Origin of the sequence: Pseudoclavibacter sp. CFCC 11306, assembly GCF_008831235.1 — a bacterium.
Classification (GTDB): Bacteria; Actinomycetota; Actinomycetes; order Actinomycetales; family Microbacteriaceae; genus Pseudoclavibacter_A.
Window position 1 is genome coordinate 732237 of the sequence record NZ_WBKF01000001.1, and the last position, 23237, is coordinate 755473.

The following is a 23237-nucleotide window of genomic DNA, read 5'->3' on the forward strand; positions in this document are numbered from 1 at the left end:
GTCAGCTCTTCTCATTGTCAGCGGGGATCGTCAGCTCGCGTTCACTGGATCGATGGGCTCCCTGCCCATCAGCCCCCTGCGGCGCACTGGTGTCAGTGGCCAGAGTGTCGCCACCCGACTCGATCTCGCCGACCACCGTCGCAGGATCATGCAGAAAGTCACCGAACCGCTCGGCCGGAATCATCGGGATGCCCAGCTTCTCGGCCTTGGCGAGCTTGCTGCCCGCGCCGCTGCCGAACACGACTGCATAGGTCTTCTTCGACACGCTGGATGCCGCACGGGCGCCGAGCGCGATCACGGCCTCTTCGGCCTCCTCGCGGGTGTATCCCGGGACGGTTCCGGTGACGACCACGCTGCGACCGGCCAGCGGCGCCTCGGAGTCGACGTCGGCATCCCCATGCGGCCCAGGGTGCCCGGGGGTCGCCCACTGCACGCCAGCCGCCCGCCACCGCTCGACGATGTCGATGTGCCAGTCGATCGTGAACCAGTCGCGAATCGCCTCGGCGATGATCGGACCCACGCCGTCGACTGCGGCCAGCTCGTCGGTCTCGGCGGCGCAGATCGCGTCAAGCGACCCGAAGTGCCCCGCGACCGCACGGGCAGCGACGGGCCCGACGTGGCGAATGTTCAGGGCCACGAGAAGTCTCCACAGTGGCCGGGTCTTGGCCTCGTCGATGTTCGCGAGCATCTTGTGCGCGAGTTCGCTGGGCACCGAATGCTCGTCGCCGCTGAACGCCGCCTCGTCGGGCCCCGCCCATTCGCCGTCGCTCCTGCGACGCTGACGTCTGAACGGCGCTCGGATGTCGGGCTCGCCTTCGTCGGTCTGCTTCGGCAGTCCCGTCTCAGGGTCGGTCACCTCGACACGCACCGGAAAGATATCGGCCAGCGTCAGATCGAACAGTCTCGCTTCGGTCGTCAGCGGCGGCGCGGTGGGCGCCAGCGGATGCGTCAGAGCGATCGAGGCGACCTCGCCGAGGCCTTCGATGTCGAGTGCGGCTCGCGATGCGAGATACTCGAGGCGACCCGCCACCTGCGCCGGGCACGACTGCGTGTTCGGGCAGCGTACGTCGATCTCGCCGGGCTTCGACGGGGCCAGCACCGCACCGCACTCCGGACAGTGCTCAGGCATCACGAAGGCCCGTTCGTCTCCGGTGCGCAGCTCCACCACCGGCCCGAGAATCTCGGGAATCACATCGCCGGCCTTGCGCAGCACCACGGTGTCACCGATCAGCACACCCTTGGCCTTGACGATCTCTTGGTTATGCAGCGTCGCCTGACGCACCGTCGAACCCGCGACGTGGACGGCTTCGACCACCGCATAGGGCGTCACCCGGCCGGTGCGTCCGACGCCCACACGAATGTCGACAAGCTTCGTGTTCACCTGCTCGGGCGGGTATTTGTAGGCGATCGCCCAGCGCGGCGCCCGACTGGTCGCTCCGAGTTCGTCGTGCAGCGCGAGCTCGTCGACCTTGACCACGACGCCGTCGATCTCGTGCTCGATCTCGGCACGGTGCTGCCCGTTGAACGCGATGAACTCGTGCACCTGGTCGATCGAGGTGAGCAGTCGGTTGTGCGTCGAGACCGGCAGACCCCACGAGCGAAACAGGTCGTAGATCTCGGACTGGCTGGCCACAGGCGGGTCGGGCCAGGCGCCGAGGCCGTGCACGAGCACGGTCAGCGGGCGTGCCGCCGTGACTCGTGGGTCTTTCTGCCGCAGCGAGCCGCTCGCCGCATTGCGCGGGTTCGCGAAAGTCTTCTTACCGGCATCGGCCAGGCTGGCGTTGAGCGCATGGAAGTCGGCGACGCGGAAGAACACCTCGCCGCGCACTTCGACCAGCGGCGGATGCCCCGTGCCGGCGAGCTGGAACGGCACCGCATCAATCGTGCGTACGTTCTCGGTGACGTCTTCGCCGACGACACCGTCGCCGCGCGTGGCAGCGCTGACCAGTCGACCGTGCTCGTAACGCAGATTGATGGCGAGACCGTCGATCTTCAGCTCGGTCAGGTAGTGAAAGGCGCGCCCGGCCAGACGCCTCTCGGTGCGCATGATCCATTCGTCGAGCTCGCCGATGCTGAACACGTCGTCGAGACTCAGCATGCGTTCGGCGTGCGTGACCGGTGCGAAGCTCGACCCGTCGGGGCGCCCGCCCACAGTCAGCGTCGGGGAATCCTGACTCTGCAGATCGGGAAACTGCTGTTCGACAGCGGCCAGCTCGATCTGCAGCTGGTCGTACTCTTCGTCGCTGACCAGCGATGTGTTGCGTTCGTAGTAGGCGTCGCGCAGTTCGAGGATGCGATCAGTGAGCTCGCGCACCAGCTGTGCTGCGTCTTCGTGAGTCAGCCGGGCGATCTGCGCGTCGTCGAGCGGGGCGCTCATGACGCCAGCGCCTGGTCGGAGAGCTGAGCGCCGTCAGACGAGACGGTGTCGGCCGCGACGGAGCGGTCAATGGTGAACTGGCCCAGCACGCGCTCGCCCAGATACAGCACCGCCGACTGTCCGGGGGCGACACCCATCAGCGGGTCGCGCAGGGTGACGACGGTCTCACCATCGACGATGCGCACTCGCGCCGGAACTGGGTCGCCGTGCGCACGAACCTGCACCATGATGTCGAGACCAGAGTGCACCTCGGCCGGAGGCTCTCCGGCCCACGACTGACGGCGTCCGGCGATCTCGCAGACGGCGAGCGCCTCATGCGGCCCCACGACGACCTCATGTGTGACGGGGCGCACCTCGAGCACATACCGTGGGCGACCGTCGGGAGCCGGACGGCCGATGTGCAGACCGCGACGCTGCCCCACCGTGAAGGTGTGCGCACCTTCGTGATGTCCCAGCACCTCACCAGAGCGGTCGACGATGTCGCCGGGGGCGGTTCCGACCTTGTCTTCGAGCCAGCCGGCGGTGTCACCGTCTGAGATGAAGCAGATGTCATAGCTGTCGGGTTTGCTCGCCGTCTCGAGCCCGCGACGGGTCGCCTCGGCACGCACCAGGTCTTTGGACGGGGTGTCGCCGAGTGGGAACAGCGCGTGCTCGAGCTGAGCGCCGGTCAGCACGCCGAGCACATACGACTGGTCTTTGGCCCAGGCAGCCGCACGGTGCAGCTCTCGACGGCCGTCGGCCGCTGTCACGATCTTGGCATAGTGCCCCGTGCACACCGCATCGAAGCCGAGGGCGAGCGCCTTCTCGAGCAGCGCCGCGAACTTGATGCGCTCGTTGCAGCGCAGGCAGGGGTTGGGGGTGCGCCCTGCCGAGTACTCGCTGATGAAGTCGTCGACGACGTCTTCTTTGAACCTCTCGGAGAAATCCCACACGTAGAACGGGATGCCCAGCCGTGCGCACACCCGCTGCGCATCGGTGGCGTCTTCGACGGTGCAGCACCCCCGAGAGCCGGTGCGCAGCGTGCCCGGCATGCGTGAGAGAGCCAGATGCACGCCGACCACGTCGTGGCCGGCTTCGACCATGCGCGCGGCCGCGACCGAGGAATCTACCCCACCGCTCATCGCCGCTAGTACCCGCATGTTCGCTCCTTCGTTGTCTGGGATTCGCCTGCCGGCACGGGTCTCGTGCGATCGACATCGTTCCGTGTCGTCAGCAGGCCTCTGACGTCGTTCCAGTGTAGCCGCGAGCGCCGACATCGCATCCGCCTGGAGACGCGCACTCTCGGCCTTCGCGAGATCAGTAGATTGTGGGCGCGTTCGCACTCATGCCGGCCTGACGCGCTCGTCGATAGACCTCGGGCAGCACCTCGAGCACGGCGTCCACATCACCTTCGCCGGTGTCTTCGCCCAAGGTGAACCGCAGGGCCGAGCGGGAGTCCTGCTCGTCGAACCCCATAGCCTCGAGCACGTGGCTCGGCTGCGGAATGCCCGCGGTGCACGCCGATCCCGTCGACGCGCGCACTCCGGCCGCATCGAGCAGAAACAGCAGCGAGTCTCCTTCGCAGCCGGGAAACACCGCATGCACGTTGCCGGGCAGCCGCTGATCGCCACGGGCGCCGGTCACGATCGCCTCGGGCACTGCACGTCGGATGCCGAGGATCAGTCGGTCGCGCAGCTCGGCGAGCCGGCTGGCGTGGGCGGAGAGCCTGCCGACGACGTGCTCGGCGGCGACTCCGAAGGCGGCGATCGACGGGGTGTCCAGTGTTCCGCTGCGCAGACGGCGTTCCTGACCGCCCCCGTGCAGCAGCGGCACCGGCGTCACATCGCGGCGCAGTACGAGCGCTCCAGTGCCCAGGGGCCCGCCGATCTTGTGCGCCGAGACGCTCATGGCCGCGATGCCGAGTTCGTGGAAGTCGAGAGGCACCTGCCCGTAGGCGGCCACCGCATCGACGTGCACCGAAATGTCGTGTGCACGGGCGATCTCAGCGATCTCACCCAGCGGCTGCAGCGTGCCGACCTCGTTGTTCGCGGCGATGACGCTGATCAGGGCGACGCGTGCACCCTCAGCATCGACCAGCTCTCGCAGAACGGTCAGGTCGATACGTGCCTCTCGGTCGACCGGGATGCGTCTGACCTGCGCGCCCTGCGTCTGCTCAAGCCAGCGTGCAGAGGCCTCAGTCGCATGGTGTTCGGCCTCGGCGATGACCACGAGCGGACGGCGCCCGTCTGCCTCACGCCACCAGTAGATGCCTTTCACCGCCTGGTTGATCGACTCGGTGCCGCCGGCTGTGAAGACGATCTCGGCAGGGTCGGCGCCGAGCGACGCCGCGACCCGAGCACGCCCCTGTTCGACGAGAGCGCGCGAATGCTGGCCGGCGGTGTGCACAGCAGAGGCGTTGCCCACCACCTGCGCCGCATGCACGTAGGCGTCGAGTGCCGCGGGCAGCATCGGGGCGGTGGCTGCGTTGTCGAGGTACGAGGCGTGCGAGTCGGTCACGTTCAGAACAGCAGGCTGGCGAGCCTGGTGCGTGCGGCGTTGACCCGAGGATCGGTGTTGCCGGTCAGCTCGAACAGCCCGATCAGCCGCTGCTGCAGCGGCGTGCGATCGTCGGGGTTCGCCCAGAGGGCTGGCTGCAGCAGCACGTCGAAGGCCTTCTCGGGATCTCCGGCCAGCCAGGCTCGGTCTGCCTGCTCAAGTGCGCTGCTGAGCTCGGCATCGTCGACGCTCTGCGCTTCAGGGGTGCCCTGATCGACCTGTTCGAGACGTGTGCGAAGGTGAGACAGCAGCAGGCCATGGCGAGCGAACTCGTCTTTCGGCGACTCGTCGAGAATGCGCTGGAACGCATGCGAGGCATCGGCAAGGCGGCCCTCGTCGAGTGCCTGCTGGGCGGCGACCTGCTGCGGGGTCAGCTTCGGCTCCTCAGGCTCTGCGTCGTCGTCGCTCGGAACTTCGACGACCTCGGTCACACCCTGCTGCTCGGCGACCTGCAGCACCTGCGAGATGACGGGCTCGATCTGGGCGCGATCGGCAAGACCTTCGAAGAGCGGCACCGGCTGGCCGGCGATCAGAGCGAGCGTGGTCGGCAGAGTGCGTACGCGCAGAGCCTGAGCGATCTGCGGATGCTGCTGTGCGTCGACGATGCCGAGCAGCAGCCGCCCCTTCTGGGCGACGACCAGCTCGGTGAGCGTATCGACCAGCGGATGGTCCTGCGGTGTTCCGGAGACAAGTGCGAGCAGCAGCGGTGTGCGCGTCGAACGCTGAACGCTCTCGCCGAAGGTCTGCTCGTCGAGCCTGGTCACCAGCACAGCACGTGCCGATCCGGCTGTGCTGCTCGAAGCGGCACCATTCGTCGCGTTCGGGGCCGATGCCGCCCCCAGATCGATGGCTCCGTGTGCGTCGGGAACTCCCGTCACACCCGTTGAAGCGTTCGGCACATCATGTGCGCTCATGTCACAGCTCCTTGATTGATTCCTGCTGCCACGTGTAGCCGACCAGTGTCGCCTTCTGCGTGGCGTCTTTCGGCACTCTGAAGACCAGCATCGTGCTGTACACGCGCTGGAGGCCTTTGCTCGTCTCGTTCGAGCCGATCACGGCGCTGTCTGCTGCCGTGAGGTCTTTGATCACGCCGTTCTCTTTGGCGGGCTTGACCTCCCACGTCTCATTGACGCTGACGAACACGAGACCGTCGCCGTCGGCGGTGGTCAGCGCCACGGGGGCTGAAGCACCCGGCGGGTAGGTCACGTTCAGCTGACCGTCCTGGCCGAGGTTCTCGCGCTGCTGCGTGACTTTCTCACGACGACGCTGCAGATACTGATCGTTGGCGATGTCGAACTGTGCTGCGAACTGGCTGGAGTCGCCATTGGCCAGCAGATCTGCATAGTGCTCGCCGACGACTCCGGGGGCGATCGCGAGGTCGCTGCTGTCGTTCGGAATCACCTGCGAACCGACCAACTCGCTCGGCAGGTCAGGAATCGGCGGGATCGGATTGTTGATCACCGTCTTCAGCTTGTAGTTGTCGCGGGCCGTCTCCTGCTGCAGCAACAGCAGCCGCTTGGGCTGCCCCTCTGCCTGATCGTCCTGAACACCGACCAGCACCGTGCGAGGGAAGTCTTTGCCAGACTGCGGCAGGAACACGTTCATGGGAGACGAGACGATCGGGTCGATCGCCGGTTCGTCGGCGAACTTCGACTTGATCGCGTAATAGCCCTGTCGTGCGGCGAGAGCCTCACCCGTGAACCTGCCGTTCAGCATGTTCGGGTCGAGGGCGGCATCGGCCTGGCTGGCGGTCGTCGCAACCTGGTCGAGGATGGTCTGGAAGTGCGCCTTGAGCACGGGAGTCGCGGACTGGTCGCTGTCTGCTGGTGCTTCGGAGCTCGCGGAGCTCGGCGATGCCTGATCCGGCTGGGTGCAGCCGGTCAGCGCCAGCACCCCTGCGACGCCGAAGACGAAGAGCCCACGCAGCGGCCTCTTGCCCAGGCTGGAACGCCCCAAACTGGATCGGCTGTTGGCGCCTTTCTCTGCCGTGGCGGTCTCTTTCGACGTGGCGTCTTTCGCAGCTCCGGAGGCGGCTCCCGGTTTGGACGCCTCAGCGTCAGGTCGGCTCCCGTCTGCGGGTTTCGTGGCGGAAGGCTCGTCGCTCGACGGCTTGTTCGGCGCCACGGGCGCCTTGCCCGCTTCGGTCTCATAGTCGTCGCCCGGCACGACGCCGCTCTTCAATGACTTCGTGTCTTCCGAGGCGAGACGTTTGCCGCGGTGCGTACGGCGACGTGGGCCCCGGCGGTTCGCGATGCGATCGATTAGCAGCAGCACGAACCCGCCGAGCAGCAGCACATAGCCGATGATCTGCAGTGGCCGCACCCATGGCGTCGGGTTCACGTTCGGCCAGCTGATGCTGATCTCGGTCGGTGCCGGATGCTCGCCGTCTGAGGCGATCAGCAGTGAGGACGTCTGCACCGAGTCGACCTCGAGGCGAAGCTGGCCGTCTGCACTCTGCTCGGTCGTCCAGAGATCGGAGCCTGCCGGGTTCGGCACAGTCTGCTCTGTTCCCCCAGTGGTCACGCCGAGGTCGCGATCCGCTGCGGTGATGCGGTTGACCGATGCGTCGGCGACCCACGCATCCACGTCGGAGGAGGGCCCGGCTGCTGCGAAGACTCGCTGCGGGCCGGTGACGACCACAGTGGCCTTGCCGTCGTGCTGTGCGAGGGCGGAGCCGTCGATGACGGCGACCGGTGCAGACGCGGTGCCTTGTGTGGCGGTGTCCACTGATTCGACGATCTCAGCCGGCGGGCGCCAGATGGTCTGCTGGCCGAAGCCGACGATCAGTGCCAGGGCCGCGATGGCGAAAAGCACGACGGCGGTATAAAAGCGCAAAGTTCAGACCCTTCCAGTTCTTCCCATAAGACCCTAGATCATAGCGTTCCTCTTTGAAAATCATCTATGCCTGCGCTGAGAGCGAAGTTCCCTCGTCGCAGGTCGGGTTTCGCCAGCGATCACGCACGGTCGAGAACCGCGGGTACCCTTGGCAGAGAGCTGTGCGACCTTCAGCACAGACGTGCGTCGGCACACGAACACGAGGAACAGAGGAACGGCTGATGAGCGCTTCGACACCAGAGGACGCCGCGCAGACCACTGAGGCGCCGAAGCCGGAGCCGACGACTCCGCCGACCACGCACGAGACAGACGTCATCGGCTCGAGCCACCATCGCATCCGCACCATGCGTCTCAGCACCGACAACGTGTTCGGCATCGCCTTTCTCGGCACCCTCGGCGTGCTCGTCGCCCTGGTGCTGGGGGGCATGGTCGCGACCAGCGGCATGGTCATCACCTACATCGGCGCCGCACTGTTTCTCGCGCTCGGGCTCGACCCTGTCGTTCGGCTGCTGTGTCGCACCGGGATGCCACGAGGCGTCGCAGTATTGGTGGTCTTTCTGTTCTTCGTGCTGGCCGTGGTCGGTGTCGTGCTGCTGCTGATCCCTGCGATCAACACGCAGGTCGACGAGGCGATCCAGAATACGCCGGTGCTCGTGCACGTGCTCACTCAGCAGGAGTGGTTTCAGAGCATCAACCAACAGGTCGACGGTGCTGCCGCGGGATGGCTCGACGCCGCGCAGCGCTTCGCCTCTGACCCGCAGAACATGCTGCAGGTGGCCGGTGGTCTCGTGACGGTGGGAACCGGCTTGGCCAACTTCATCGCGGCGACGGTCATCATCGTCGTGCTCACGCTCTATTTCATGGTGTCTCTGCAGGGTCTCAAACGGGGGCTCATCTCACTGCTGCCGGCTTCTCGTCGCAGCCGCTTCACTCGTCTCAGCGACCGCATCTTCGACAACGTCGGTAAGTATGTGATGTCGCAGACGATCATCGCGCTGATCAACGCGGTCTGCGCGTACATCGCGATGTCGATACTGCAGGTGCGTTTCCGCGAGGTGCTCGCCGTCGTGATCTTCCTGTTCGCACTGCTGCCGCTGGTGGGCTCGCTGACTGCGGCGACGCTGACCACGCTGATGACGGTCGTGACTCAGGTATTGGCGAATCCGGAGAACGTGAACCTCTGGCCGGCGCTCTTCATCATGATCTACTACCTGATCTACATGCAGTTCGAGGCATATGTGCTCACACCGCACATCGTGAATCGAGCCGTACCGATTCCGGGGGTGATCGTGGTGATCGCCGCGCTGCTCGGCGGCACGCTGCTCGGCGTGTTCGGAGCGCTACTGTCGATTCCGGTGGCTGCATCGGTCATCCTGCTGGTGCAGGAGCTCTGGGTGCCGCGGCAGAACAAACGCTGACCGCGTCACTCACTCGCTGGGCGTCGGCCATTCGGTCGGCAGCGGGAGCGCGCTCGGGCGCATCGCACGCACGATCACGGTCAGCACCTCACGGGTCTGTTTCTCACCGATCCAGAGATGACGGCCGTCGGGGATCACGATGAGTTCGGTCTCGGGCACGACGCTGAACCGCTCTCGCGCCTCGGGCGGGCGCAGAAAGTCGTCGTTCTCTGGGATGACCGCGATGAGCCGTCGGCCGGCGCCGTGCCAGCGAGCGAGTTCGGGTGCAGTCGTGCGGTGCAGCGGCGGCGAGAGCAGGATGGTGCCGTCTGCGGGATAGTCCAAACCGTACTTGAGCAGCAGCTCGGTGCCGAACGACCACCCCAGCTGCCAGATGTGCGGGAGCCCTCGCTGCTCGGCGAATCGCATGGCGGCTTCGACGTCGAACCGCTCGGTGATTCCATCGCCGAACGTGCCCTCGCTGGTTCCACGAGGGCTCGAAGTTCCGCGGGTGTTGAATCGCAGCACGGCGATGTCAGCCATTGCAGGCAGTCGCCAAGCGGCCTTGCGCAGGATGTGCGAGTCCATGAACCCACCCTGGGTGGGCAGAGGGTGAAATGTCACCAGCGTCGCGGCTGGCTCCCGATGGGCCGGGAGCGAGAGTTCACCGACCAGGGTGAGACCGTCGTCTGTCTGCAGCGTGATCTCTTCGGCGCGTCGCGGCAGCTCGGTATTGGCACGGATCTTCTGCATGTCGCTCATGGGCGCACCTCGTTCTGATCAGCCAGCCGACCGACAAACGGCGAATCGGGTATCAGTACCAGCCGACCGACTGCGAATGACCCCAAGCACCGCACGGCGTGCTGTAGCGACCAGCGATGTATCCCAGGCCCCACTTGATCTGTGTGGCAGGGTTGGTCTGCCAGTCGGCCCCGGCGGACGCCATTTTACTGCCAGGCAGCGACTGGGGGATGCCGTAGGCTCCCGAACTGCTGTTCGTGGCGTTGACACGCCATCCCGACTCTTTCTGCCAGAGGCTCACGAGGCAGACGAACTGGTCGGCTCCCCAGCCACGCGCCTGAACCTGAGCCCAAGCCTCAGCCTGGGCGCCAGTGGGATTCGGGACTGCTGCAGCTGCCGGAGCACTGCCTGCCGCGGCAGCAGCGTCGTCAGCTGGTTCTGCTACTGGTGCCGGCGGCGGTGCTGGTGTCTCGGCCTTCACCAAGTCAGACTGCATCGAGATGACCGCAACCGCAGCCTGGACGCTCTGGGTGTCGATGGCAGTGTTGGACTCCTGCGATGCGGTCTCAGTGATCGAGGACACCTCATCGGCATATGCGGTGTTGACTCCACCCGCTGCGACGAACATCAGTGCTCCCGCTGCCCCGACGGATGCGGTGCGGATGAATGCGCTCACGGCCGCCATCAGCGTGCCCCAATCTTCGAGCTGCAGCCCCACTGGCCCCAACCAGCGCGCGCCTGCAGGCCGGAAGCGATCTCGATCTGCTGCTCTCGAGTGGCGCCATCTGCCGTCGGTGCGTACTTTGTGCCTCCCGAGGCCTGCCACGTCTGCTTGGAGAACTGCAAACCGCCGTAGTAGCCGTTGCCGGTGTTGATGTTCCAGCGACCGCCTGACTCGCACTGTGCCATGCGATCCCAGACGCTGCCGTCGCTCGGTGTCGCCGCTGCGGGTGCGCTCTTCGGCTGCGCGTCACGCTGCTTCTTCGCAGTGTTTGCGTCCGAGCTGTTATCAGCGGTGTCACCCTCAGGCTGCGCGGCAGGGGGCGGTGTGACCACACGGGTCTCGGCCGTAACGACCTGCTGGGGCGTATCGATGCTCACCGTTGTCACCTGCGCTGCAGGAACGGAATCGGCGAACGCCTGGCGCTGCAGGTTACCGGCGATCTGCGGCAGATTCGCCTGGACGACACTCTGCTGACCTGCCACGCTGTGCGCCTCGACGTTAGCGGTCGAGGCATACGCGGAATCGGTGACTGCGCTGTGTGCGCCGGAGCTCACTAAGGCGAAAGCCACGGCACCGGCGATGAGCGTTGAGGAAGTCTTCAAAGAAACCATACATTTCCACCCTAGCGTGTCTGTTCCGTGCCGTCCAACGTCAGCGTTCTGCCCACAGCTCTGTCTCAGCGGCAGCTCAGAGAATGGCCAGCATGATCTCGACCGTGCGATCGAGCACGGCATCGACCTGGCGTTCGTCATACCCATTGCCCTGTCGCGCGAAGACCGCATCCCTCACCTCCGAGACTTCGAGAGGTGTGCCCAGCCGAAAATAGGCCACGATGCGGTCGGCGAGCTGATCAACCTGCTTGCGCGAGTATCCGACGCCGAAAACACCGACGCGACGGAACCGATGGCCTTCGGGCCGCAGCATTCTGTCGACGACAACCCGCGCCTGCTCCCTCGCCTGCTCCTGCCATGCCTCGTCGCCCATCGCAGCGTGTGCCTCGTCGCGCTCTCGCTGAGCGAACGCGTCTTCGAGTCTGTCGAGAGCCGCATCGACCTGAGCCGGCTCATAGCCGTCTTTGACCACGTCGAAGGCGGTGGCTCGAACCGTGTCAGAAGTCACATCTGCGGTGCCTGAATCGTATGCCGCTCGGGCCCGTTCGAGCAGATCGTCAACCTGGTCGATGTCATAGCCGCGCTTGCCTTTGGGTACTCGCTCGAAAACAGTCGTCACAGCCCCATTCTGCCAAAGACCACACAAAAGTGCGTTCAGGCGGCAAGCGTGGCGAAGAGCAGAAAGAGCAGAAAGGCCATCGGCATAGACGGAATGATGGCGTCCAGGCGGTCCATGAACCCGCCGTGACCGGGGATCCACCGACTCATGTCTTTGATGCCCAGCCAGCGTTTCAGCGACGATTCGAGGAGGTCGCCGACCGTCGCGGTGACCATCAGCAGCGGTCCGACGATCAGTCCCCCCCACCACGGCATACCCGCAATCGCCCAGACTGAGAGTATGCCGGCCACGGTTGAACTCACCAACGCACCGGCCTGCCCCTCCCAAGTCTTCTTGGGACTGATCCGCGGTGCCATGGGGTGACGTCCGAAAAGCACGCCGCTCGCATAGGCGCCGGTGTCATTGCATACGACCACGATGAGGGCGCAGATCAGCCACTCCACGCCGCCTTCGTGAGTGATCAGGAGTGCGACGGTCGAAAGACTCATCGCGATATAGACGATCAGCGCAGTCGACCATCCGACAGCCACCCAAGGCGACTGACCGCGGATGCTGTGGGAGACGATCTGCCAGAGGGCGGCCAGCACCAGTGCTGCGAGCCCGGCCCACAGCAGAGCCCATCCCCCACGGAGGAACGCGATACCCGGCAGCAGACCGGCGACGATCCCCAGCATCCATGGCGAGACCAAGATTGAGCGAAACAGCAGTGCTTGGGCGGTCTCTGCGACGGCGAGACCGGTCGCGGCCATCAGCACCACGACGAACGCATGCTGACTGAGCAGCAGACTGCCCAGCACTACTGCGCCGATGAGCAGAGCAACGCCGATCGCCAACGGCAGGTTGCGTCCTGCCTTCTGCTCGAGGCGCTGGTTCGCCTGCTCGAGCTGTTCGACCAAGGCCCTCGCCTGGGCCTGATGACGGTCTCTGTTGGTGCTCACTGTGGTGTCTGCCAGTTGTGCTCCGAGGTCAGACCTCGAGCAGCTCGTTCTCTTTGCGCTCGAGTGACTGATCGATCTGCTCGACATGCTGCTTCGTCACAGTTTCGAGGTCTTTCTCACCGCGAGCGATCTCGTCATCGCCGACTTCGCCTTTCAGCGCGTCGAAGTCGTCTTTCGCCTTGCGGCGCAGGTTGCGCACGACCACGCGCGCCTCTTCTGCCTTCTGCCGAACCAGCTTGACGTACTCTTTGCGTCGCTCTTCGGTGAGCTCGGGCAGCACGACGCGAATGAGATCGCCGTCGTTGGTGGGGTTCACGCCGAGGTTGGGCTCGTTGCGAATCGCCTTCTCGATCTCGTGCAGAGCAGACTTGTCATACGGCGTGATGATCAGAGTGCGCGCCTCGGGGTTCTGCAGCGAGGCGAGCTGCTGCAGTGGCGTGGGCGTGCCGTAGTAGTCGACCGGGATGCTGGCGAAGAGGGCGGGGTTCGCGCGCCCCGTGCGCACCTGTGCGAACTCGTCTCGTGCGACCTCGACCGCTTTGGCCATGCGCTGCTTGGTCTCGTCAATGATGTCTTTGATCATGATGTCTCCTCTGTGCCGATGCTCGTGGGTGTGCAGTCGCTCAGGCGTCAGCGCTGACCAGAGTGCCGATTTCGACGCCCTGAATGGCCCGTGCGATGTTTTCATGGTCGTCCATGCCGAAGATGCGCATCGGCATGGCGTTGTCCATGCACAGGCTGAACGCGGTCGAGTCTACGACCTTCAGACCCCGCACCAGCGCGTCAGTGTAGGTGATCGCCTCGATCTTCTCGGCTTCGGGATGAGTCTTGGGGTCAGCGGTGTAGACACCGTCAACGCCGTTCTTGGCGAAGAGCACCTCGTCGCACTTAATCTCGAGCGCACGCTGCGCAGAGACGGTGTCGGTCGAGAAATACGGCAGACCGGCACCGGCGCCGAAGACGACGACACGGCCTTTCTCAAGGTGACGGATGGCACGAAGAGGGATGTACGACTCAGCAACCTGTGTCATCTGGATCGCAGACTGCACTCGGGTGTCGACGCCTGCCTGCTGCAAGAAGTCCTGCAGGGCCAAGGCGTTCATCACGGTGCCGAGCATGCCCATGTAGTCGGCGCGGGCACGCTCCATGCCGCTGAGCGACAGCTCTGCGCCACGGAAGAAGTTGCCGCCGCCGACGACGATCGCGACCTCGACGGTGCGCGACGCAATGGCGACCTGGTGGGCGATGGAGCCGACCACGTCGGGGTTCACGCCCAGAGCGCCCGCTCCGAACGCCTCTCCAGAGAGTTTCAGCAGAACTCGTCGACGTCGTTCCATCACCACATGCGCTCCTTCATACTGAGACGCCGGTCATGGCGGCCGCGTCACTGTGCTCTGTAAGTCTAGGGGGCGGTCCCGGTTTTGCCGCTGTCAAGGGCGGCGATGCTGTCTCGCAGCGGATGCCCACGCCGCCGAGACCAGTCAGCGGGGGCATACATGAAGGTGGCCCGGCACTCGGCCGGGCCACCTTTGAAGCGTCAGGCTCCGACGCGGAAGCGGACGAACGAGTTGACCGTCAGCCCGGCATCCTTCAGCACCTGAGCAATGCTCAGCTTGTGATCGCGTGCGTAATCCTGATCGGGCAGCACGATCGTCTTGAAGAAGCCGTTGAGGCGTCCCTCGACGATGCGCGGCAGAGCCTTCTCGGGCTTGCCCTCGTTGCGCGAGGTCTCTTCGGCGATGCGACGCTCGTTCTCGACGTCTTCAGCCGGAACCTCTTCGCGAGTCATGTACTTCGGATCGGCGAACGAGATGTGCTGCGCAATCGAGTGCGCGGTCTCGCTGTCGTCACCGTCGTACGCGACGATCACGCCGAGCTGCGGAGGCAGATCGGGGTTCGTGCGGTGCAGGTAGACCGCGAAGTGCTCGCCCTCGAGCTGAGTCAGACGACGCAGCTCCACCTTCTCGCCGATGATGGCGCTGGTGTCGGTGATGAGCTCTTCGACGTTCTTGCCCTCGACCGGAGCGGCAAGCGCAGCGGTGAGATCGGCGGCGCCGACCTCGGCGATCGCGGCGAGCACCTGCTCGGCAAGCTCGATGAAGCGTTCGTTCTTGGCCACGAAGTCGGTCTCGCATGCCAGCTCGATCAGGTACGCGCGGCGCCCGTCGACCTTGGCGGCGATGAGCCCGTTGGTCGTGGTACGACCTTCGCGCTTCGCGACGCCCTTCAGGCCCTTCACGCGCAGCAGCTCGATAGCCTTCTCGACGTCGCCTTCGGCCTCGTCGAGCGCCTTCTTGCAGTCGAGCATGCCCGATCCGGTGCGCTCGCGCAGGGCTTTCACATCAGCGGCAGTGTAATTCGCCATGTTCCTGTTTCTCTCGCTCTCTCGCGTTGGGTTGTCTCGAAGACTTACTTGTCAGCAGGGGTCTCAGCAGCAGGCTGCTCAGCGGCCTCGGCCGGCTTCTCAGCAGCTGCCTCGGCGGGCTTCTGCTCGTCCTGCTTCAGCAGCTCGCGCTCCCACTCGGCCAGAGGCTCGGCCTCGCCGGCCTCTTCGTCTTTGCTGTGACGAGCGACCAGACCGGCAGCAGCAGCGTCGGCGATGATCTTGGTGAGCAGTGAGACCGACCGGATTGCGTCGTCGTTGCCCGGGATCGGGTAGGCGATGTCATCGGGGTCGATGTTGGTGTCGAGGATGGCGACGACCGGGATGCCCAGCTTCTTCGCCTCCTGCACGGCGAGGTGCTCTTTGTTGGCGTCGACGATCCAGAGGGCCGAAGGCGTCTTGTCCAGGTTGCGGATGCCGCCCAGGGTCTTCTCGAGCTTGTCTTTCTCACGCTTGAGAATGAGCAGCTCTTTCTTGGTGCGACCCGAACCGGCCACGTCGTCGAAGTCGATCTCTTCGAGCTCTTTCAGACGCTGCAGGCGCTTGTGCACGGTCGAGAAGTTGGTCAGCAGACCACCGAGCCAGCGGTGGTTGATGTACGGCTGGCCGACGCGCGTCGCCTGCTCGGCGATGGCCTCCTGGGCCTGCTTCTTGGTGCCGACGAAGAGGATCGTGCCGCCGTGAGCGACCGTCTGCTTCACGAAGTCGTAGGCCTTGTCGATGTAGCCGAGCGACTTCTGCAGGTCGATGATGTAGATGCCCGAGCGCTCGGTGAAGATGAAGCGCTTGACTTTCGGGTTCCAGCGGCGGGTCTGGTGCCCGAAGTGCACGCCGCTGTCGAGCAGCTGGCGGATGGTAACGACGGCCATTGCCGTGTCTCCTGTTCTGCGTGTGTTCACACGCCTCTTGCGGTTGAGCGGTCACCGGGTTGGTGGCCCCTGGTGCTCATGACTCACCTCACCACCGAAGTGGACCGTTGAGGCTGTGTCATCTGTGCGAGCACGCGAAGTCAGCAGATTGCTCTACTGCTGTCGACAATCATAGCCCACGACCGTGCCTTTCCGCGCCTGCCCGGCGAGCGCGTCCTCGTGACGCGACCTGCCCTTGCGAGTACGCACATCTGTCGCCGCGCTCTCCCGTTCTGCACAGCGGTGGCTGGAGTACTTCTTCGCCTGAGCCAGCAGCGTTTGAATCGCTCTATGAAGACAGAAGCGAGCACACACGGCCGAGCCCTTCTTCGAAGACGTTCCTCGCTTCGCCGAACCCTTCGAAACTCGTCGATGCGCCTGCGCTCTGCTGGTCGTCGCGGCACGCTCATGACGCTGTGCCTGCTGTTCACCGTCGGCGTCGTCCTTTCGACGCCGGCAGCCGCCGATCTGCGGCCTGGTGCAGCGATGCCCGCACACACTCCCTGCAGCGATCTGCCGTGCTGGTCATGGCCTCTACCTGCTCCGAGAACAGTGGTCAATCCATTTCGCGCACCACCGCATCCATACGGAGCGGGCCATCGCGGCATCGACGTCGCCGCAGCCGAAGGCACCGAGGTGCTCGCCGTCGACGACGGCACGGTATCGTTCGCCGGCCAGGTGGTCGATCGCCCGGTCGTAACGGTCACGCACGACCATTCCTGGCGTTCGAGTCACGAGCCAGTGCTGCCCGCTGTGGCACAGGGCGACCACGTCGCACGTGGGCAGGTCATCGGGCACGTCGCCTCAGGAGGTCACTGTGTCGGGTGCCTGCACCTCGGGGCCCGTCACGTGGATGACTACTACTCTCCCCTTCTGCTGATTGAAGGATCCGACCCGTCGGTGCTGCTGCCGCTGCCATGACCTTCGGGTCGCATCACCGTCTCGCTCGGCTTCGTTCCGAGCACTTCGATTGCGACGAGCATGGCAGCGATGGGCCGGCTGCGATGGATTTGGCTGCGATCAGGCGCGGGGATGCGCCTGCAGGTACGACGAGGCGAGCTGCTCGACAGAGACGTGCGTGTAGATCTGCGTCGTGCCGATGCTCGAGTGCCCGAGCAGGGTCTGCACGGCGCGCAGGTCGGCTCCCCCGTCGAGCATGTGCGTCGCGGCGGTGTGACGAAACGAGTGCGGGCCGGCATTGCGCGCGCCGACCGCTGTGAGTGCCTGTGTGACGACGCCGTGTACCGTGCGTGCGTTGATCTGGCCGCCTCGCGCGCCGAGAAAGAGATGATGCCCCGCATCAGGATGCGCTGCGCGCGCTAAGAGTGCACCTCGCGCCGTCTCAAGGTAGTGGTCGATCGCCGCGAGCGCGATGTCGCCGATCGGTACGACACGCTGCTTGTCTCCCTTGCCGACGACGGTGATCAGCCGGTTGTCGCGGTCGATGTCGTCCAGGGTGAGGCCGACCAGCTCGGAGACGCGCAGTGCAGAGGCATAGAGCACTTCGAGCATGGCCCAATCGCGTACTTTCACCAGGTCACCGGATGCCGCCGCCTCGTGGGCATGGTCGAGCAGCGCCCGCATCGTCTGGCTGCTGTGGACGACCGGCAGGGTGCGACCGGTCTTCGGTACCTGGAGCCGCGCGGCGGGGTCGGCGTCGACGATGCCCTGTTCGAACGCCCAGCGCCCGAACGATCGTGCAACGGTGGAACGGCGCGCCAGGCTCGTCTCGGCGAGACCACGCTGCGAACTGTGCCACAGCCAGTCTCTGAGGTGATCGAGGCGCAACTGGCCGATGTGGGTCACTCGCGTGTCGGTGAGATCGGCAACGAGGTCTTTCAGATCGTTGCCATAGGCCTTCACCGTGTTCGTTGAAAGCCCTCTGACCACCCGGAGTTCGCTCAGGTAGCGGTCGATCGCCGCGGCGATAGAGATCTCAGCAGTCATGCCACCAGAATGCCACGCGATCAGCTGCGCAGCCACGCACCGCCGCCACGGTGGCAGGCCAGTTGCAGCAGTTCCAGCTCGTTCAGACACGATCTCACGGTCGTCAGCGGCATGCCGGAGAGCTGTGCGATGCCCAAGACGTCCTGCGCCTGTCTCGGGTGCAGCGCGTCATGCACGCGCACCAACTCTGGGCGCAGACCGTCGGTCTGCACCTGCGCCATCTCAAGCTCCGGCTGTGCGGTGAGCATCGTCAGACAGTCGTCGGCTCCAGTCGCCAGCGAGGCGAGGCCGTCGCGGATGAGGTGATTCGTTCCTGCGGACGTCGCAGAGAAGATCGACCCGGGCACGGCTGCGACATGACGACCAAGCTGTGCCGCATGATGTACCGTGTTGATCGCCCCAGACCTGCGCCCGGCCTCGATCACCACCGTCATCGCCCCGAGCGCAGCGATGTTGCGGTTCCGCTGCAGAAACCTCCACCGCGTCGGCGGCGTACCCGGAGCCTGCTCGGCAATCAGACAGCCACGGTCGGCGATCTCGCGCAGTAGCTCTTCGTTTCCGGCCGGGTACAGTCGATCGATGCCCCCGGCGAGCACCGCCACAGTGTCGCCCTGCAGGCTGAGCGCCGCGCGGTGCGCCTGCCGATCGATGCCGTATGCGCCGCCTGAGACCACGCTGAAGCCGTGTCGCACACACCCCTGCACGAGTTCGGCGCAGGCTTCCAACCCGTAGCTGCTGGCTGATCGGGCACCGACGATCGAGATGGTACGAGGCCGGGTCAGCAGAGCCGGCCGGCCAAGCACCCACAGACACATTGGCGCGTGTTCGGCGAGATCTGAGAACCGTGCGGGCCACGACTCGTCGCCTGGAATCAGCAGCGTCGCATGCAGACTCGCCGCCGAAGAAAGCGAGTCGAGAAATCTGCGGTCGCCAAGCCGAGGGCTCCAACGCTGCAGCGCTTCTCGATACTGCGAAGTCTGCGCGCCTGGTCGGCTCGGGTCATGCTGCGCTCGAATGTCGACGACGACCTGACGCAGCGCATCGACCGCCCCGTGCTGGCGCACCAGACTCCCGGCGACGCCGTCTCCCGGCTCGATCAGATATGACCACCAGGCCGCAGCCAGGGCCGGTTCGATCGACTCCGCACAACCCGGCTCGTGCAGCGCGTGCAGCTGGGCCGTCACCGCTGCGGCTTCTGACGACGTGAGCCCATGCACGTCGGCCATGATGTCGACGAGTGCCCCGTTACCGATCATGTTCTCCTCCTCCCCGCCACGACATCGCCCTGGCGATGTGCTCGCTGTCGGGTGACTCATCGCCGGCGAGATCGCAGAGCGTCCAGGCGATGCGCAGCAGCCGGAAATAACCGCGCAGCGTGATGGTGCCGAGATCGAGTGCCCGGTCGAGCGTTGCAGTCGCCTGTGGCGTGAGCCGCAGTCGACCGCGGAGTGTCTCGCCCGACACCTGACTGTTCAGCTCGTGCCCGAACGGCCGAAGCCGCTCGGCACTCGCCGCTCTGGCACGTGCGACCTGCTCCCGAGCCTGAGCGCTGGTCAGCCTCTCGGCCTCGTCGATCAGAGCGCGGTGGCTGCGCACCCGACCAACGCCGACTCTGAGATCGACTCGATCGAGCAGCGGGCCGCTCAGCCTGGCCAGATACCGTCTGCGCTGAGACGGCGTGCAGGTGCACGTGCTCTCTGGTTCTGTGGCATACCCACACGGGCAGGGGTTCGCCGCCATCACCAGCTGAAAGTCAGCCGGCAGGCGGCCCACGACCCCGGCCCTGTGCAGCGTCAGCGTGCCCGTCTCGAGACATTGCCGCAGAGAGTCGAGCACATGAGTTCGGAACTCCGGCGCTTCGTCGAGAAAAAGCACTCCGTGAGCGCTGAGTGAGACGAGCCCGGGTCTGAGCGAGCTGCCTCCCCCGATCAGCCCAGCCATGGTGAGGCTGTGATGCGGCGCCTCGAACGGCGGCTGAGTCGGCAGTTCGCACACGCCGGTTCTCGAAGTGAGTGAGCGCACGGCGGTCACCTCGAGCTGCTCGCGCCTGCTCAGCGGTGGCAGCAGCGTCGCCAGACTGTTCGCCAGCATCGACTTGCCTGCTCCCGGGCTGCCGGTGAGCATCAGATGATGCCTGCCGGTCGCAGCGACGATCAGCGCTTCGACGGCATCATGCTGACCCACGATCTCGCTGAGGTCGGGTGGCGTGTGCACACGCTCGGCGTTCGAGGGTGTCAGCTCATCAGCCTCGTCAGCAGGCTCGCCGCGTCGCGATCGCCCTGACGGGGGCACAGGCGGCCGATCCCGTGGGTGCGGCTGGGCGCCCAAGAGCCGAATCAACTCGATCAGATCGTCGACGCCCACGACATGGATGTCGTCGACGAACCGCGCCTCGGGCAGATTCTCGCGCGGTACGACCGCTTTCGTCACACCGCCTCGCACGGCGCCGAGCAGTGCCGGCAGCACCCCGGGAATCGGACGGATGCGGCCTTCGAGAGTCAGCTCGCCGAGCACCACGGTGTCGCGCGAGGGATGCGGTGGCACGATGCCCTGCGCGATCAAGACCGCCACGGCGATCGCCGCGTCGAAGGCGGTGCCGTGTTTGGGCGCGCCGGCCGGCACCAGGTTGACGGTCAGCCGCGTATCCGGATACGGCTGGCCGGTATTGCCCAACGCGACACGCACCCGGTGCTCTGCCTGTGCGACGGCGGTGTCGGCCAGGCCGACAATGCGGGTCGCGGGAAGTCCCGCGCTCACGTCGGCCTCGATGTCGATGAGACTGCCCTCGATGCCGGTCAGCGACACCGCTCTGCACATGCCGAGGGTCATCGCACACCTCGTCGATGCTCCAGCTGCAGACCGTCTCGGCGCATCCGCACGCCGATGGCGTCGATGCGCACCGGACCAGGCCATCCCTCGTTGCTCTGCAGCCAGCGCCCGACCAGAGCGCGCAGCTGACGCATCTTGCGTGCGTCGATCGCTTCGAACGGTGTGCCGTGCTGATCTCCGGAACGCGTCTTCACCTCGATGAAGACGAGCGCCTCACCGTCACGAGCGATGATGTCGATCTCTCCCGCACGGCCGGAGCGCCAGTTGCGGTCGACGATCGTGTAGCCCAGATCGGTCAGATAATGCGCGGCAATTGACTCACCCCGTCTGCCGAGCGGCAGACGTGAGTCGGTGACCTTGCCGGGTCGTTCCGCCGCGTCTTCGGTGGTCTCGCGTGCTGTCATGCCACCAGTCTCGGCATGCGGCGATCACCCCGGCCAGAGCTGTCACAACACTGTGCAGAGATCCCCGCGGCACACCAGCCTGTGCAGAGAGCGTCGAAGCGTCAGAACGTCGTGCGCTGTGCTCATGCGCGCACTCGAAAGACGTTCAGAAGACTGAGATCACTGTTCGTCGAGCGAGAGTTCGCTCGGCAGCTCGAGATCATGAGCGGCGAGCTCTTCCACGTTCACATCTTTGTACGTGAGCACCCGCACCTGTTTGGCGAAGCGATCGGACCGGTAGATGTCCCAGACCCAGACGTCGGTCAGGTTCAGCTCGATGTAGAAATCTGGCCCGACCTCGCGCCGCTCAAGCTTGACGTCATTTGCCAGGTAGAAGCGCCGTTCGGTCTCGACCACGTACTTGAACATGTGCACGACGTCGCGGTACTCGCGGTAGAGCGAGAGCTCTGCCTCGCGCTCGTAGTCGTCGAAATCCTGAGGATCCATATCGTCTCTCACTCTAGCTGCCCTTCTTGCTCTTGTCGCCTCTGCCGCCAGGCTGGTGCAGCCAGGTCATGCGGTGCAGCACAGAAGGTCCGTGCTCGGCGATCGCAGCCATGTGCACGGCGCTGCCGTAGCCGCGATTGGTCTGCCATGAATACTGGGGGTACTGCTCGGCGTACACTGCCATGCGATCATCGCGATCGACCTTGGCGAGCACACTCGCGGCCGCCACGGACGCGCAGTCGCGGTCTGCTTTGGCTCGAATCACCACGCGCACCTGACACGGCGCCTGCAGCCCTGCGGTCAGCCAGTCAGACGAGCCGTCAAGAATGACCACCGCCTGCGCCTCGAGGGGCTGCTCCGCCAGCAGCGCGCCGACGGCGCTCGACGCTGCCTCGCGCAGACAGCTCACGATGCCGTCGCCGTCGATGCGAGTGTTGTCGACCGAGGCGACCGTCCAGCCGGCCGCCCACTCCCGAATCGGCTCGACCAGGGCATGGCGGCGACGGTCGGTGAGCGCCTTGGAGTCACGCAGACCTTCGGGCCAGGCTCCGGCATCCGCACGTATCGCGACCGCGCCCACCGTGACCGGGCCGGCGAGCGCACCGCGACCGACCTCGTCACAGCCGATCACGAGCGTCGCACCGTCGGCGAAGAGCCTTGTCTCGAGTTCGAGAGTGGGGTCGACCGCCGCCATCACTCAGCCGACGAAGACTGATCGGGAACGTCTGAGAACACCTCATGGTGCGCGTCGATGCCCTGCCAGCGCGACGACGGCCATGAGATCACGAACGCACGACCGACGACCTGATCGACCGCGACCATTCCTCTGCCAGGTTCGTCTATGTGTGCGCTCGAATCACGCGAGTTGCCCCGGTTGTCGCCCATCATCCAGAGCGAGTTGGCGGGCACCGTCACGTCGAAGGTGCGCGCGCACGAGGCGTTTCCCGGAGCCAGATACGACGACTCGTCGAGCTGCACTCCATTGACGCTCAACGGTCCGCCGACGTGCTCGCACACCAGGTGGTCTCCTTCGACGCCGATGATGCGCTTGACCAGATACTGGTGGCTGTCAGAGTCACCGAGGCCGACGAAGGTCAGGGCGTCCTGGATGCCTCTGCCCAGGCTCCAGCCCTGTGCCGCAGCCGACGGGGCTGCCAGCCAGCCGCCCGGGTCCTGAAAGACCACGACGTCGCCACGCGAGACGCCGAAGGGCTTCGGCTGGAGTCGGTTGACCAGCACACGGTCGCCGACCTGCAACGTCTGCTCCATCGATCCCGAGGGAATCGAGAACGTGCGCACCAGGAACGTGCGCAGCAGGGTCGAGAGAATGAGCGCCACGACGATGATCACGACGATGTCGCGCAGCATGAGCAGCGTGCGCGATGCGCCCGACTGCCCGTCGCCCGGGGTCTGCGACTCTTCTGAGTCAAGCACCTCTTCGCCGCTCACCGGTTCGCCTCTCTTCTCTCATTCTCTGCATTTGCCGACCGAGACCGGCATGAT

23 protein-coding genes are annotated in these 23237 nt (G+C 65.5%); 2 read left to right on the forward strand and 21 right to left on the reverse strand.

What is annotated here, in order from left to right:
- Position 1 precedes the first annotated feature (1 nt).
- From ligA to F8O09_RS03230, 5 genes are all read right to left on the reverse strand, one after another.
- Positions 2-2377 carry an NAD-dependent DNA ligase LigA gene (ligA, locus tag F8O09_RS03210; RefSeq protein WP_158053916.1) on the reverse strand — a complete coding sequence of 792 codons (2376 nt, stop codon included), beginning with the start codon at positions 2375-2377 and terminating at the stop codon, positions 2-4.
- On the reverse strand, positions 2374-3516 hold the full coding sequence (mnmA, locus tag F8O09_RS03215) for a tRNA 2-thiouridine(34) synthase MnmA (RefSeq protein WP_158053917.1): 1143 nt from the start codon (positions 3514-3516) through the stop codon (positions 2374-2376). Before mnmA ends, ligA begins: the two co-directional genes overlap by 4 nt.
- 157 nt (positions 3517-3673) lie before the next feature.
- Positions 3674-4873 (reverse strand): cysteine desulfurase family protein, encoded by a 1200-nt coding sequence (locus F8O09_RS03220; protein ID WP_225732838.1) that lies wholly within the window; start codon positions 4871-4873, stop codon positions 3674-3676.
- A gap of 2 nt (positions 4874-4875) precedes the next feature.
- A complete protein-coding gene (locus tag F8O09_RS03225; RefSeq protein WP_158053918.1) occupies positions 4876-5826 on the reverse strand; it encodes a tetratricopeptide repeat protein in 951 nt (316 codons plus the stop codon).
- Position 5827: 1 nt separating this feature from the next.
- Positions 5828-7726, reverse strand: coding sequence for a hypothetical protein (locus tag F8O09_RS03230; RefSeq protein ID WP_158053919.1), 1899 nt, complete (start codon positions 7724-7726; stop codon positions 5828-5830).
- 242 nt (positions 7727-7968) lie between these two features.
- On the opposite strand from F8O09_RS03230, the gene F8O09_RS03235 reads away from it, so the two are divergent.
- A complete protein-coding gene (locus tag F8O09_RS03235; RefSeq protein ID WP_158031037.1) occupies positions 7969-9165 on the forward strand; it encodes an AI-2E family transporter in 1197 nt (398 codons plus the stop codon).
- A 9-nt stretch (positions 9166-9174) separates the two neighbouring features.
- Here F8O09_RS03235 and F8O09_RS03240 read toward each other — a convergent pair whose 3' ends face one another.
- From F8O09_RS03240 to rpsB, 9 genes are all read right to left on the reverse strand, one after another.
- Positions 9175-9906, reverse strand: a complete 732-nt coding sequence (locus F8O09_RS03240; RefSeq protein ID WP_158053920.1) for an alpha/beta hydrolase — start codon at positions 9904-9906, stop codon at positions 9175-9177.
- A gap of 52 nt (positions 9907-9958) precedes the next feature.
- Entirely contained in the window at positions 9959-10561 is a 603-nt protein-coding gene (locus F8O09_RS10480) for a lytic transglycosylase domain-containing protein (protein ID WP_225732839.1), read from the reverse strand.
- 8 nt (positions 10562-10569) lie between these two features.
- Positions 10570-11211, reverse strand: coding sequence for a transglycosylase family protein (locus F8O09_RS10605; protein WP_318655742.1), 642 nt, complete (start codon positions 11209-11211; stop codon positions 10570-10572).
- Between the two features lie 85 nt (positions 11212-11296).
- On the reverse strand, positions 11297-11839 hold the full coding sequence (locus F8O09_RS03255) for a DivIVA domain-containing protein (protein ID WP_158053922.1): 543 nt from the start codon (positions 11837-11839) through the stop codon (positions 11297-11299).
- Positions 11840-11874: 35 nt separating this feature from the next.
- Positions 11875-12777, reverse strand: coding sequence for a phosphatidate cytidylyltransferase (locus tag F8O09_RS03260; RefSeq protein WP_192497534.1), 903 nt, complete (start codon positions 12775-12777; stop codon positions 11875-11877).
- Between the two features lie 28 nt (positions 12778-12805).
- Entirely contained in the window at positions 12806-13360 is a 555-nt protein-coding gene (frr, locus tag F8O09_RS03265) for a ribosome recycling factor (RefSeq protein WP_158031032.1), read from the reverse strand.
- Between the two features lie 40 nt (positions 13361-13400).
- Positions 13401-14114 (reverse strand): UMP kinase, encoded by a 714-nt coding sequence (gene pyrH, locus F8O09_RS03270; protein ID WP_158031031.1) that lies wholly within the window; start codon positions 14112-14114, stop codon positions 13401-13403.
- Between the two features lie 200 nt (positions 14115-14314).
- The gene (gene tsf, locus F8O09_RS03275; protein WP_158031030.1) at positions 14315-15142 is read right to left on the reverse strand and encodes a translation elongation factor Ts; all 828 of its coding nucleotides are present in this window, start codon (positions 15140-15142) and stop codon (positions 14315-14317) included.
- Positions 15143-15186: 44 nt separating this feature from the next.
- Positions 15187-16029 carry a 30S ribosomal protein S2 gene (rpsB, locus tag F8O09_RS03280; protein WP_158031029.1) on the reverse strand — a complete coding sequence of 281 codons (843 nt, stop codon included), beginning with the start codon at positions 16027-16029 and terminating at the stop codon, positions 15187-15189.
- A gap of 411 nt (positions 16030-16440) precedes the next feature.
- Here rpsB and F8O09_RS03285 point away from each other — a divergent pair, with 411 nt between their 5' ends.
- A complete protein-coding gene (locus tag F8O09_RS03285) occupies positions 16441-16989 on the forward strand; it encodes a M23 family metallopeptidase (RefSeq protein WP_192497535.1) in 549 nt (182 codons plus the stop codon).
- Positions 16990-17088: 99 nt separating this feature from the next.
- Here the strand turns inward: F8O09_RS03285 and F8O09_RS03290 are convergent, their stop codons facing one another.
- The 7 genes from F8O09_RS03290 to lepB all read right to left on the reverse strand — a co-directional run bounded on the left by F8O09_RS03290 (position 17089) and on the right by lepB (position 23183).
- On the reverse strand, positions 17089-18015 hold the full coding sequence (locus F8O09_RS03290) for a tyrosine recombinase XerC (protein ID WP_158053925.1): 927 nt from the start codon (positions 18013-18015) through the stop codon (positions 17089-17091).
- Between the two features lie 20 nt (positions 18016-18035).
- Complete coding sequence (gene dprA / locus F8O09_RS03295) at positions 18036-19271, reverse strand: DNA-processing protein DprA (protein ID WP_192497536.1); 1236 nt, start codon at positions 19269-19271, stop codon at positions 18036-18038.
- Positions 19261-20844 carry a YifB family Mg chelatase-like AAA ATPase gene (locus tag F8O09_RS03300; protein WP_158053927.1) on the reverse strand — a complete coding sequence of 528 codons (1584 nt, stop codon included), beginning with the start codon at positions 20842-20844 and terminating at the stop codon, positions 19261-19263. Before F8O09_RS03300 ends, dprA begins: the two co-directional genes overlap by 11 nt.
- Positions 20841-21248: a YraN family protein gene (locus F8O09_RS03305; RefSeq protein WP_158053928.1), complete on the reverse strand. Its 408-nt coding sequence runs from the start codon at positions 21246-21248 to the stop codon at positions 20841-20843. The genes F8O09_RS03300 and F8O09_RS03305 overlap by 4 nt, the downstream gene beginning before the upstream one ends.
- A gap of 159 nt (positions 21249-21407) precedes the next feature.
- Positions 21408-21734, reverse strand: a complete 327-nt coding sequence (locus F8O09_RS03310; RefSeq protein WP_158031023.1) for a DUF2469 family protein — start codon at positions 21732-21734, stop codon at positions 21408-21410.
- Positions 21735-21747: 13 nt separating this feature from the next.
- Positions 21748-22428 (reverse strand): ribonuclease HII, encoded by a 681-nt coding sequence (locus F8O09_RS03315; RefSeq protein WP_158031022.1) that lies wholly within the window; start codon positions 22426-22428, stop codon positions 21748-21750.
- A complete protein-coding gene (gene lepB, locus F8O09_RS03320) occupies positions 22428-23183 on the reverse strand; it encodes a signal peptidase I (RefSeq protein ID WP_225732840.1) in 756 nt (251 codons plus the stop codon). Before lepB ends, F8O09_RS03315 begins: the two co-directional genes overlap by 1 nt.
- Positions 23184-23237 lie beyond the last annotated feature (54 nt).